This window comes from Salinicola lusitanus (assembly GCF_038648475.1).
Lineage (GTDB): Bacteria > Pseudomonadota > Gammaproteobacteria > Pseudomonadales > Halomonadaceae > Salinicola > Salinicola lusitanus.
The window spans coordinates 890,109-901,479 of sequence record NZ_CP151919.1 but is presented as its reverse complement, the minus strand read 5'-3'; the positions used below and the strand labels follow the sequence as shown (position 1 = coordinate 901,479).

Below are 11,371 nucleotides of genomic sequence, written 5' to 3'. Positions count from 1 at the left end.
GCTACAGCCCCGGGTCGTTGGGCAGGATCACTGGCGTGGTGGCGATGCCGCCGATCTCGACCGCGACCTCGAACAGTGCCCCGGCCAGCGGTTCGTCATGGCAGCCGGTCGCCGCCGAGGTGACGAACAACCGGTCCAGTGCGTCGCCGCCGAAGATGCAGGAGGTGGGGCGGGAGACGGGGAGGGCGATCTCCCGGTCCAGCGAGCCATCGGCGTGAAATCGGGCGATACGGCCGCCGTCCCACAGTGCGATCCACAGCCCGCCCTCGCGATCGCAGGTCATGCCGTCCGGATAGCCGGCGCCCGGGGCTAAGCGTATGTGCTCGCGACGGTTAGACAGTTCGCCATCAGCGTCGAGATCGAAGGCAAAGACGGTCTGGCGCGCGCTATCGTTATGGTAGAGTGTGTCGCCGTGCGGGCTGATGGCGGGCCCGTTGGTGACGTGGTATTCACTGTCCATCAGGGTAACGCCACGGCTGTCGAGGCGGAACAGATGACCGCGTACCTCGTTTTCGGCGTCATCCATGGAGCCGAACCAGAGGCGGCCGTGCGTATCGCTTCCGGCATCATTGAGGCGGTCGCCTGCCGACAGCCACTCGATCGGGGTCAGACGCTTGCCGATGCGGGGGCCACGCTCATCGAGTTCGAGCCCCACGACCCCGGAGCGCAGGCCGGCAACGAAGCCGCCCCCTTCTCGAGGCAGCAGCCAGCAGCACGCTTCCTCGAGATCCCAACTCCGACGCTCGCCGTCTGCGGGATGATAGACGTGCAGCCTGGCCTGTCGAATATCGACGAACACCAGGGCGCGAAGGGTGTCGGACCAGATGGGGCCTTCGCCGAGTTCGGCGCTGATCTCCCAGGCGACGGCGACATCCTTGTTCATGTTGACTCTCTCCATGGATGAGCGAATGGTCGAGCGGTTCCTGCGGGCCTCGATGTCTGCCACTATCGGTGTCCGCCACGATCGGCACTTCCCCGTCATCGAGCCTAGAGCGGACAAGGCGTCTTCTATCATAGTCCGGGATCGGCCAGGGCAGTGTAGTTCTCAGCAAAGTAAGGATTCCAGAGCGATGAGGCGTTCCGAGGTGCCATCGTGAAGTGTTTGGTGTTGCAGGCGGAGCACTGCCTGAGCCGGGCGTTGCACGCCATCTCCGCGCAGCGGGGTGATATCGACTATGTCTCGTGGCCGGCGGGAGATGCCGAGGCACTGGCGGTGGTCGAGCCCGATGTCGTGATCGTGCCGCCGCTGGCGGATCCGGGGCGCTGCGAGCCGGCGGTGGTCTACTCCCATGCCGACCGGGTGGAGGCGTTGCTGGCGGCGTGCCGGGCAAGGCAGATTCCACTGGTCTGGTGTGTCTCCGATGCGCTGTACGAGGATGGCGCCGACGTCCCCATCGACGAGGATGTCCTGCCCCGACCGCGGGATGAGGCGATGCGCCGTCTGGTCGCCGTCGGCGAGCTCGTGCGCCGCCATCCCCGGCATCTGATATGGCGACTGGGGCCGCTGTTCGGGCGCGAGGGCGAGGACGCCTGGCTGAGCGAACTGATCGACGCGCTGATGCGTGGCGAGTCGGTCAGGGCGGCCAGGGACCTGGTGGTGTGCCCGACCTCCGTCGTGGCCGTGGCCCGCGCCCTGACGGGCGTGTTGCTGCAGCTCGAGAGTGGCGCCAACGCCTGGGGCACCTATCATCTCTGCGGCACGGAGCCGGTCAGCGTCTTCACCTTCTGCTCGGTGGTACGGACGCAGTTGGAGACGCGGCTGGCGGGGGTGGGAGAGTCGCCGACGCTGGGAAGACTGGAGGGGCTCGACCAGCATCATGATACGCCGCTGCGGCGCGTACTCAATTGTCGTCGGCTACTCGATGTCTTCGGCATCCATCAGAAGTCCTGGCGCCTGGAGCTAGGGCTGATGCTGGATGCGTGGTGTCAGGAGCGCTATCCCGCTCACGATGAGGTCGACACAGGCGATCAACGTCGCAGCAGAGAGGAAGCGGCCGACACATGAAAGTCTTTCGTAGCATCATCTTCTATATCGGTTACTTCCTGGCAATCCTGGTCTCGGGATTGCTGATGCTGCCGGTGGGCTTTGCCTTGCCGATACGCTCGCGCTTTAGGCTGTTCAACTGGCACAACCGTTTCATCGTCGGCTGGCTCGCCATCACCTGTGGCATCCGCTATCAGGTGACCGGGCGGGAGCACGTGCCGGAAGGGCCCTGTGTGGTGCTGGCCAACCATCAAAGCGAGTGGGAAACCGTCTACCTGCAACTGCTCAAGACGCCGATCTGCACCGTGCTCAAGAAAGAGCTGCTCAACATCCCACTGTTCGGCTGGGGGGTGCGACTGCTGCGGCCGATTCCGTTGGATCGCTCGAAGCCGTCGGCCGCCATGCGCCAGGTGCTCTCCCACGGCAAGCAGCGCCTGGAGGAGGGGTTGTCGGTGCTGATCTTCCCCGAGGGGACCCGGGTTCCGCCTGGGCAGCGACGCCGTTTCAACAAGAGCGGCGCGGTCATCGCCTGCCGCACCGGCGTGCCGGTACTGCCGGTGGCGCACAATGCCGGCGAGCGATGGGGACGGCACTGGGTCAAGCAGCCGGGCGTGCTCCACGTCGTGGTGGGTGAGCCGATCGAGACGGTGGGGCGCAAGCCCGAAGAGGTGATGGCCGAGATGGAGGCGTGGATCGAGAGCGCCCTGAACGAGATTTCCGAGGTGCCGCGCCCGGCCTCGCCGGACAAGGCCGCACCGGCGGAGCTGCCCTCCTGAAACCGTGAATCCGGCCATGAAAAAGGCGCCCCGCGGGGCGCCTTTTTCGTCGACGACGAGCGCGCCGACGGTCAGCTCTCGTAGCGATCCAGCACCAGACAGGCGTTGGTGCCGCCGAAGCCGAAGCTGTTGGAGAGCACGCGCCGGATGTCGACGTCTTCACGACGCTGACGGACGATGTCGAATCCACTGGCCTGTTCGTCGAGCGTATCGATATTGGCCGAGGCGCAGATGAAGCGGTTCTCCATCATCAGCAACGAGTAGATCGCTTCCTGAACGCCGGTGGCGCCCAGCGAGTGACCGGTCAGCGATTTGGTCGAACTCATCGCCGGCGTGCTGTCGCCGAAGACCTCACGGATCGCCTTGAGTTCGGCGACATCGCCCACCGGCGTCGAGGTACCGTGGGTATTGACGTAGTCGACCTTGCCTTCCAGCCCGGCGAGCGCCTGACGCATGCAGCGTGCCGCGCCTTCGCCGGAGGGGGCGACCATGTCGTGACCGTCGGATGTCGCGCCGTACCCGGTGACCTCTGCGTAGATCCTGGCGCCGCGTGCCTTGGCGTGCTCGAGCTCCTCGATCACCAGCATGCCGCCCCCGCCTGCGATGATGAATCCATCGCGATCCACGTCGTAGGGGCGCGAGGCCTTTTCCGGGGTGTCGTTGTAGTGCGTGGTCAATGCGCCCATGGCATCGAACAGGCACGACAGCGTCCAGTGCTCCTCTTCGCCACCGCCGGCGAATACGACATCCTGCTTGCCGAGCTGGATCTGCTCGACGGCGCTGCCGATGCAGTGCGCCGAGGTGGCGCAGGCGGAGGAGATGGAGTAGTTGACACCCTTGATCTTGAACGGTGTCGCCAGGCAGGCGGAAACCGTGCTGCCCATGGTCCGGGTCACTCGATAGGGGCCGACGCGACGCAGCCCCTTCTCTCGCATCACATCGGCCGCTTCGACCTGGTTGGCGCTGGACGCGCCGCCGGAGCCGGCGATCAGGCCGGTGCGAGGATTGGAGATGTCGCTGGCGTCGAGTCCGGCATCGTCGATCGCCTGCTGCATGGCGATATAGGCATAGGCCGCCGCGTCTCCCATGAAGCGCAGCTGCTTGCGATCGACGAGAGACTCGATGTCGATGTCGACGACACCGGCGACCTGGCTACGAAAGCCGAGTTCGGCATACTCCGGCTTGAAGCGAATGCCGGAACGCCCCTGGCGCAGAGAGTCGAGCACCTGTTGGGCGTCGTTGCCCAGACAGGAAACGATACCCAGGCCGGTGACTACCACTCGTTTCATGGAAGCCTCCCGCTCAGAATTTCTCAGTGTTAGTGAACAGACCGACGCGCAAGTCCTTGGCCTGGTAGATATCCTGGCCATCGACCGACAGCGTGCCGTCAGCGATGCCCAGCACCAGGCGGCGCGTGATCACGCGCTTGATCTCGATATGATACGAAACCTGACCGGCGCTCGGCAGGATCTGCCCGGAGAACTTGACCTCGCCGCAGCCCAATGCCCGGCCGCGACCGGGGTTCCCCAGCCAGCCGAGATGAAAACCCACCAGCTGCCACATGGCGTCCAGGCCCAGGCAGCCCGGCATCACCGGATCGCCCGGGAAATGGCACTGGAAGAACCACAGGTCGGGATGGATATCCAGCTCGGCGATGATCTCGCCCTTGTGGTACTTGCCGCCATCCTCGTTGATCTGCGTGATGCGGTCGAGCATCAGCATGTTGGGCGCTGGCAGTTGGGCGTTGCCGGGGCCGAACAGTTCCCCCCGGCTGCATCTCAGCAGATCGTCTTGGCTGAAAGAGTGCTGTCTGGTCACTGGATCGTTCCGAGAATCGAAGAAGAGTTTGCCTCGTCATCCCGAGGCGCGGCCAGTCTAAAGGCTGCGGACACCGAATGCACGCCGGCCAAAGCCTAGTCTCGTGCGAACCAGGGTGCAATGGGCCCCGCGGCGCTTGCCCTGGCGATCGTCGCCGGGGCATGATGCGGGACGGGAACGGAATCTATCCGATAGCCGCCAGGCAAACCATAACGACGATAAACGACATCTTATGTGGCCTTCCTTCACGCTGAATCGACCGCTGACCTGGTTGGGCCTAGCGGCACTGGCTGCCGCTAGTGTATTGCCGTTGCTGACGCTGCGGCTGGTGGCGTTGGCGCTGGTCATGGTGGGGGTCGCCGACGTCTGGCGCCAGACCCGGCTGGAGCACCAGCGACGCCGCCTCAGCGAGCAGGCCCTCGAGCTGTCGCCGGATGGCGTGATGATCACCGACACCGCCAACCGCATCGTCACCGTCAATCCCGCCTTTACCCAGATCACGGGCTATACCCCTGAGGAGGTTCGCGGGCTCAACCCCTCCTCGCTCTCCTCCGGGCGCCACGACAAGGCCTTCTACGATCGCTACTGGCAGACGCTGAAGACCACCGGTCGCTGGGAAGGCGAGGTCTGGAACCAGCGCAAGCATGGCGACCAGTACCCCGAGTGGCTGCGGGTCCAGGCTTGCCACGATCGCAAGGGACGGGTCTCCCATTATGTCGGCCTGTTCACCGATATCAGCCGGCACAAGGCTCGCGAACAGGACCTGCGTCGCATCGGCTTCGAGGATCCGTTGACCGGCCTGCCCAACCGGCGGCGCCTGCACGATCTGCTGGCCTCGCGCCTGCGCCACTTGCGGGCGGGAGAAGGTCTGGACCTGGCGCTGGTCGATATCGATGCCTTCAAGGCGATCAACGACAGTCTCGGCGTCGATAGCGGGGATCGCCTGCTGTCGCGCTTCGGCCAGCGCCTGGCGGCGCAGGTGGCCGGTGGTATCGTCGGGCGGCTGGGGGGTGATGAGTTCATGGTCATCCGCACCACCACCTTCGACGACCACGAGAAGTGGGTCGCCAGCCTGCGTCATCACCTGAGCGAACCCTTCGAGATCGACGACAACTCGCTGCACCTGGGCTTGACCATCGGCAGCTGTCGCGCCCCCGAGGATGGCAACGATCCCAACGTCCTGTTCCAGCGGCTCGAGTCGGCCCTCTACAGCGCCAAGCGACACGGGCGCAACCATGACCGGCGTTTCCGCCCCTCTCTGGAAGTCGAGTCGGACCGCCACCTGATCATCCTCAACGAACTGCGCCAGGCCCTGGCCCAGGGGGCGCAGCTCGAGCTCTACTACCAGACCCAGCATCGTCTCGACGATGGTGGCATGGTGGGGATGGAGGCGTTGCTGCGCTGGCACCACCCCGAACATGGGCTGATCCTGCCCAACGAGTTCATTCCGCTGGCCGAGCGCCACGGACTGATGCCCGCGCTGGGCAGTTGGGTCATCGAGCAGGCCGTGGCTCAACTGGCGACCTGGCGAAGCCAGGGGCTGAGCGTGCTGCCCGTCTGGGTCAATCTGTCGGCGCTGCAACTGATTCAGGGCGACCTCGAAGCCCACTTGATTTCGACACTGAACCAGTACCGGGTGCCGGCGCGACTGCTCGGCCTCGAACTGACCGAGTCGGTGCTGCTCGACGAGCGCGCTGGCGACATTTCGCCGCGGCTGGAAGCGCTGCGGCGTGAAGGGCTGCAGATCGCCATCGACGATTTCGGTACCGGCTACTCGTCGATGGCCTACCTCAAGCGTCTGCCGGTCGACAAGCTCAAGCTCGACCGGGAGTTCATTCGTGCGCTGCCCCACGACCACGCCGATGCGGCGATCACCTCGGCGGTGCTGGCGATGGCACAGGGGTTGAATCTGGATGTCATTGCCGAGGGAGTGGAAACCGCCGAGCAGCGCGATTTCCTGCTGGCGAGAGGGTGTCGCCATGTCCAAGGGTATCTCTACGCGCGGCCGCAGCCCGCCGGCGAGGTCGAAACGCGACTGCGCCAATCGGTCACCAGCGTCTACTCCTGATCGGCGTCGTCCCGACTCGACCCGATTGCCCGCCTGCGGTGCCCGGACGCTCGCCGCCTGCCGAGATACTGCGCCAGGCCAGCGCAGAGACCGGCCCAGACAATTGCCTCGATAGCGAGCGCCCAGGGACGAATCTCGACCCCGGCCAGCGCCGCCCCCGAGAGATAGCTCAATGGTCCGCCCAGGGCGCCGCAGGCGATAGCCAGCGCCCGGTAGCGCCACAGCCAGGCCAGGCAGTGATGAAGTGTGGTGGCGAAGAGCGGCCAGAGTGCCCATAGCCAGAGGGGAAGACTCCCTTCCATCTCGATGCCGCCGACGGCGACCAGGCCGCCGTCGACGACGATGCCGGCCAGCAGCAACCCCAGCCACCAGCGCCACTCCCCCGGCCGCGCCAGCCAGCGCCAGTGCACCAGAAGGATGAGTGGGGTCGCGACGAGGGCCCAGGGCGAGCCGCCGAGCACGCAGAGGAACCAGCCGCCCTGGAACAGCAGGGCGTTGACGGCGAGCGCCCCACCGCGGGTCATGACCCTCATCGGCCGGCGGCTACACGCTGCCGGTGAGCGGTGCGCGCCTGGCTCCCGGTTTGGCCAGCAGCAGATGACTGGTGCCGATGGTTCGTTCCAGGAAGCCACCTTCGCAGTAGCAGAGGTAGTAGCGCCACATGCGAATGAAGCGCTCGTCGTAGCCCAGCGCACGCACCTTGTCGAGACGGGATTCGAAGCGCAGGCGCCATTCCCGCAGCGTGCGGGCGTAGTGCAGTCCGATCTCGTCCAGGTCGAGCAGGTTGAGCTGAGTGTGCCGGCTCAGTCCGTTGAGCATCGCCGTATGGGAAGGCAGGAAGCCTCCCGGGAAGATATAGCGCTTGATGAAGTCCATCTCGCGCTTGGCGGTTTCGAAACGCTGGTCGCGAATGGTGATGCACTGGAGCAGCGCCAGGCCGTCCGGCTTCAGCAGTCGGTCGATGCAGGCGAAGTAAGTGCCCAGGTACTGATGGCCGACGGCCTCCACCATCTCCACCGAGACCACCCGATCGAAGCGACCCTCCAGGTCCCGGTAATCGTCCTTCAGCAGGGTGACCCGGTCCGCCAGTCCGGCCTCGCGGACGCGTTCGGCGGTAAAGGCGTACTGCTCTTCCGAGATGGTGGTGGTGGTGACGCGGCAACCTCGCGTCCTGGCAGCGTGGATCGCCAGTCCGCCCCACCCGGTGCCGATCTCCAGCAGATGGTGGTGCGGCTCGATCGCGAGCTTGTCGAGAATGAGATCGAGCTTGTGTGTCGACGCCTCTTCCAGCGTGGCCTCGGCGCGCGGGAACACCGCGCTCGAGTACATCCAGTGCTCCCGATCCAGGAATGTCGCGAACAGCTCGTTGCCCAGGTCGTAATGGGCCGCGATATGGCGCCGAGAGCGCCGCGTGGTATTGCGCTGGAGGGCGTGAAGCGCCGTCAAGGCCCAGCGGCGCAGGCGTGCGGTGCCGTTTTCCATGCCATCGTTGACGCGCTCGATGTTGCGCGCGAACAGACGCACCAGGCCGACCAGATCGTCGACCTCCCAGGCGCCATCCATATAGGCTTCCGCGACGCCGACGGTGCCGCCCAGGGCGAAGCGGCGCCACACGTTCGGATCATGGATGGTGATGTCGACATGGACCGTCGATGAGCCAGTATCGCCACGCCCCAGGTGGTGGACGCTATCTCGTTCGCGCAGCGTCAGCCTGCCGCCCTCCAGGTCGTCCAGCGCCCTGAGCATGCGGAGGCGCAGCCAGCGTGACAGCCTCGGTGCGTCCGCGGCGGGGTGAGTGGAGGGTGATCGGGCGGCTGTCATGACGAAGTCTCCCGTCCGGGATGGTCGTGGATCGGCGTGCGCTTGAGCCAGAGTCTGAGCGCCTGCCAGTGAATGGTGACGATGGTCTTGAGCGTCATGCCGGGATGCTTGATCAACTCCATCACCAGCGCGCCTCGCGTCGCTGGCTTGAGCGTGAGTGTCAGCGTGGCATCGAAATGGCGCGCGTCCTGGTGCCATGTCTCCATGTGCATCAGCAGACGTGCTTCCGGCGAGTTGAAGCGCCAGTGGTAACGCATTTGCATCGGATTGAAGGGCGAGACGTGCAGGCGCTTGTCGAATGCGGCCTGCTGCGTGTGGCGCGTCGGATCGACCCGGCAGGCGTAGACCTGGCGCTCGCGCCATGGCGTGTTGGTGACTTCACCGAGAACCGCCTGGAGCCTCTCCTCGTCATCGTAGGCGTAATAGAGCGTCAACGGATTGAACAGCATGCCGAACAGCCGGACCTGGCTGAGCATGCGGATCGGGCCGGTCGGAGCGCTGCCCAGTTCCTCCCTGAGGCGCGCCCGGACAGCGTCGGAGAGCGGCAGGTCATGCGGCGCCAGATAGTCCTCGCGACGAAAGCGGGCCAGCGCGCCACGCCGAGTGCCGAAACCTGGCGTTCGCGCCAGCAGCGCCGGCAGCTCATCGAGATCCAGCCACAGCATCCACACGCGATAATCGAAGGCGTGCCAGCGCGGCAGGAAGCGCCGGTGGCGCAGATGGCCCACGGCGAGACGACTGCGGGGACAGGCATCGTTCAATGGCATGGTGTCCCTTCCTGGTGATCTGCCGCGGGCGCTGTCGCTGCGGGTGACGGTCGGCTGCCGTCGATCGCTTCGACCACGCGCAGCGCGCTCCACACGCCATCTTCGTGGAAACCGTTGCGCCAGTAGGCGCCGCAGAAATGGGTGCGTCGGGAAGCGCCGGATATCTCGCCGTGGCGGGCCTGGGCCTGCTGCGCGGCGAGCGTGAACTGAGGATGGGCGTACTCGTAGCGGCCCAGCACGCGGGCCGGGTCGATGTTCTGCTCATCGTTGAGCGTCACGCAGAAGGTGGTGTCGCTTTTCAACCGCTGGAGAATGTTCATGTTGTAGGTGACGGGCACGCACGCCTCTGCATCGCGGCCGTCGAGGCGATAGTTCCAGCTCGCCCAGGCCCGGCGGCGGCGCGGCAACATGCCGGTGTCGTTGTGCAGCACGACACTGTTGCGACGGTAACCGATCGCCCCCAGCACCTCCCGCTCGGCGCGACTCGCCTGAGGGCCCAGGATGGATAGCGCCTGATCGCTGTGGCAGGCGAGCACGACCTGGTCGAAATGCCGTTCACCGGCCGTCGTGTGGAGGCTGATGCCGTCATCGTCCCGGACCAGGCCGAGGATGGGGGTCGAGAGATGGATGCGTTCGCGGTAGGGCTCGGTAAGCGGGGCGATGTAGGCCCGCGAGCCTCCCATGATGGTGTGCCACTGAGGGCGGTCGGTCAGCGACAGCAGGCCGTGATGATGAAAGAAACGCACGAAGAAGCGGGCCGGGAAGTCGCGCATGCCGGCTTCGCTGGCGGACCAGATGGCGCCCCCCATGGGCAGCAGATAGCGACGCTGGAAATCTTCACCGTAATTCTCGCCGGCCAGGTAGTCACCCAGGGTCAGTGACGGCGACAGGCGGTCGGCCAGGAAATCGCCGGTCGCCCGGCGGTTGAAACGGACGATGTCGTTGAGCAGGCGGTAGAAGCGCGGGCGCAACAGGTTGCGGCGCTGGGCGAACAGGCTGGTCAGGGTGTGGCCGTTGTACTCGAAGTCGCGATCGCTCTCGTGGACCGAGAAGCTCATCTCCGTCGCCTGGCCCGGGACGCCCAGCGAGGCCATTAGCGCCTCGAAAAGCGGATAGGTGCGATCGTTGTAGACGATGAAGCCGGTATCGATCGCGTGGCGTTCGGTACCGGTATCGATATCGAAGGTCGCGGTATGGCCACCCAGTCGTGAGTCGGCCTCGAACAGAGAGACCTGATGGCGACGGGAGAGATAGTGGGCGGCGGTCATGCCGGCGATGCCGCTGCCGACCACGGCGATCCGCTGCGGGGGCTGGGTCATGCCGACTCTCCCCGGCGGCGGTTGGCGATGCGCAGGCCGAAGCGGCGCCGCAGTCCCGGCGGGAGGATGCCCAGCGCCTTGACCAGAAACGTGAAGCGACGTGGAAAGTGGATATCCAGCCGACCTCGCTCGAGACCGTCGATGATGTAGTCGGCGGCCTGTTCCACCTCGATCTGCATCGGCATCGAGAAGTCGTTGCGCTCGGTCAGCGGTGTCTTGACGAAACCCGGATGGATCACGCTGACGTCGATCGACTCGGCGTCGAGGTCGAGGCGCAGGGATTCGAGGAAATGGGATATCGCTGCCTTGGAGGCGCCGTAGGCTTCCGCACGCGGCAGCGGCAGATAGGCGGCCGCGCTGGAAACGCCCGCCAGCAGCGGTCGTCGTTCGCCGCCCCTGGCTTGCCGCAGCAAGGGTAGCGCAGCATCGATGGCATGGAGTGTGCCGTGGAAGTTGGTCGCGAACACTCTACCGACCAGCTCGACATCGAAGCGGGCGACATCCAGGTATTCACAGGTGCCGGCATTGAGCAGGGCGATATCGAGACCCCCGAAAGCATCGTCGATGGCGTTGCCGGCGCGACGCGTGGCGTCACGGTCGGTGAGATCGGCCGGTACCACCAGCGCATTGTCAAAGCCCTCCGCCAACTGTTGCAGCGCCTCTTTCCGGCGCGCGGTCAATGCGACGCGATGACCGTCGGCGAGCAGCCGCTTGGCCAGGGCTTCGCCGATGCCCGAAGTCGCCCCCGTCAGCCAGATCCGTCGGGTTCCCGAGAGACTCGCCATGCCCCTTCCTCTTTGGTTTGAAAAAACCGATCG

The 11,371-nt window shown here is 65.6% G+C and carries 11 protein-coding genes; 3 read left to right on the top strand and 8 right to left on the bottom strand.

The annotated features are described in order from the left end of the window. Position 1 precedes the first annotated feature (1 nt). Positions 2 to 883 (bottom strand): SMP-30/gluconolactonase/LRE family protein, encoded by an 882-nt coding sequence (locus tag AAGT95_RS04190; RefSeq protein WP_342595655.1) that lies wholly within the window; start codon positions 881 to 883, stop codon positions 2 to 4. A 210-nt stretch (positions 884 to 1,093) separates the two neighbouring features. Between AAGT95_RS04190 and AAGT95_RS04185 the strand changes: the two genes are divergently transcribed. Together AAGT95_RS04185 and AAGT95_RS04180 are read left to right on the top strand one after the other, a co-directional pair. Beyond that, complete coding sequence (locus AAGT95_RS04185; protein ID WP_110603347.1) at positions 1,094 to 2,005, top strand: sugar nucleotide-binding protein; 912 nt, start codon at positions 1,094 to 1,096, stop codon at positions 2,003 to 2,005. Beyond that, the gene (locus tag AAGT95_RS04180; protein WP_110603348.1) at positions 2,002 to 2,760 is read left to right on the top strand and encodes a lysophospholipid acyltransferase family protein; all 759 of its coding nucleotides are present in this window, start codon (positions 2,002 to 2,004) and stop codon (positions 2,758 to 2,760) included. The genes AAGT95_RS04185 and AAGT95_RS04180 overlap by 4 nt, the downstream gene beginning before the upstream one ends. Before the next feature lie 71 nt (positions 2,761 to 2,831). Here the strand turns inward: AAGT95_RS04180 and fabB are convergent, their stop codons facing one another. After that, the gene (gene fabB / locus AAGT95_RS04175) at positions 2,832 to 4,049 is read right to left on the bottom strand and encodes a beta-ketoacyl-ACP synthase I (RefSeq protein WP_110603350.1); all 1,218 of its coding nucleotides are present in this window, start codon (positions 4,047 to 4,049) and stop codon (positions 2,832 to 2,834) included. A gap of 13 nt (positions 4,050 to 4,062) precedes the next feature. Further along, complete coding sequence (gene fabA, locus AAGT95_RS04170; RefSeq protein WP_110603352.1) at positions 4,063 to 4,578, bottom strand: 3-hydroxyacyl-[acyl-carrier-protein] dehydratase FabA; 516 nt, start codon at positions 4,576 to 4,578, stop codon at positions 4,063 to 4,065. Positions 4,579 to 4,810: 232 nt separating this feature from the next. Here fabA and AAGT95_RS04165 point away from each other — a divergent pair, with 232 nt between their 5' ends. Next, entirely contained in the window at positions 4,811 to 6,646 is a 1,836-nt protein-coding gene (locus tag AAGT95_RS04165) for a putative bifunctional diguanylate cyclase/phosphodiesterase (protein ID WP_110603354.1), read from the top strand. Here AAGT95_RS04165 and AAGT95_RS04160 read toward each other — a convergent pair. From AAGT95_RS04160 to AAGT95_RS04140, 5 genes are read right to left on the bottom strand one after another with little or no spacing between them, the layout of a single operon-like run. Next, the gene (locus tag AAGT95_RS04160; RefSeq protein ID WP_342595654.1) at positions 6,637 to 7,170 is read right to left on the bottom strand and encodes a DUF2878 domain-containing protein; all 534 of its coding nucleotides are present in this window, start codon (positions 7,168 to 7,170) and stop codon (positions 6,637 to 6,639) included. The two genes, AAGT95_RS04165 and AAGT95_RS04160, sit on opposite strands and share 10 nt — an antisense overlap. Positions 7,171 to 7,189: 19 nt before the next feature. Beyond that, positions 7,190 to 8,467 carry an SAM-dependent methyltransferase gene (locus tag AAGT95_RS04155; RefSeq protein WP_110603358.1) on the bottom strand — a complete coding sequence of 426 codons (1,278 nt, stop codon included), beginning with the start codon at positions 8,465 to 8,467 and terminating at the stop codon, positions 7,190 to 7,192. Beyond that, a complete protein-coding gene (locus tag AAGT95_RS04150) occupies positions 8,464 to 9,234 on the bottom strand; it encodes a DUF1365 domain-containing protein (RefSeq protein WP_110603360.1) in 771 nt (256 codons plus the stop codon). The genes AAGT95_RS04155 and AAGT95_RS04150 overlap by 4 nt, the downstream gene beginning before the upstream one ends. Further along, a complete protein-coding gene (locus AAGT95_RS04145; RefSeq protein ID WP_342595653.1) occupies positions 9,225 to 10,553 on the bottom strand; it encodes an NAD(P)/FAD-dependent oxidoreductase in 1,329 nt (442 codons plus the stop codon). Before AAGT95_RS04145 ends, AAGT95_RS04150 begins: the two co-directional genes overlap by 10 nt. After that, positions 10,550 to 11,338 carry an SDR family NAD(P)-dependent oxidoreductase gene (locus AAGT95_RS04140; protein WP_342595652.1) on the bottom strand — a complete coding sequence of 263 codons (789 nt, stop codon included), beginning with the start codon at positions 11,336 to 11,338 and terminating at the stop codon, positions 10,550 to 10,552. The genes AAGT95_RS04145 and AAGT95_RS04140 overlap by 4 nt, the downstream gene beginning before the upstream one ends. Between the last annotated feature and the right edge of the window lie 33 nt (positions 11,339 to 11,371).

Bases quoted from the DNA above. Each gene is read 5' to 3' on its own strand.
- AAGT95_RS04190 (WP_342595655.1), bottom strand. From the start codon at position 883: ATGAACAAGGATGTCGCCGTCGCCTGGGAGATCAGCGCCGAACTCGGC.
- AAGT95_RS04180 (WP_110603348.1), top strand. From the start codon at position 2,002: ATGAAAGTCTTTCGTAGCATCATCTTCTATATCGGTTACTTCCTGGCA.
- fabB (WP_110603350.1), bottom strand. From the start codon at position 4,049: ATGAAACGAGTGGTAGTCACCGGCCTGGGTATCGTTTCCTGTCTGGGC.
- AAGT95_RS04165 (WP_110603354.1), top strand. From the start codon at position 4,811: ATGTGGCCTTCCTTCACGCTGAATCGACCGCTGACCTGGTTGGGCCTA.
- AAGT95_RS04160 (WP_342595654.1), bottom strand. From the start codon at position 7,170: ATGACCCGCGGTGGGGCGCTCGCCGTCAACGCCCTGCTGTTCCAGGGC.
- AAGT95_RS04155 (WP_110603358.1), bottom strand. From the start codon at position 8,467: ATGACAGCCGCCCGATCACCCTCCACTCACCCCGCCGCGGACGCACCG.
- AAGT95_RS04150 (WP_110603360.1), bottom strand. From the start codon at position 9,234: ATGCCATTGAACGATGCCTGTCCCCGCAGTCGTCTCGCCGTGGGCCAT.
- AAGT95_RS04145 (WP_342595653.1), bottom strand. From the start codon at position 10,553: ATGACCCAGCCCCCGCAGCGGATCGCCGTGGTCGGCAGCGGCATCGCC.
- AAGT95_RS04140 (WP_342595652.1), bottom strand. From the start codon at position 11,338: ATGGCGAGTCTCTCGGGAACCCGACGGATCTGGCTGACGGGGGCGACT.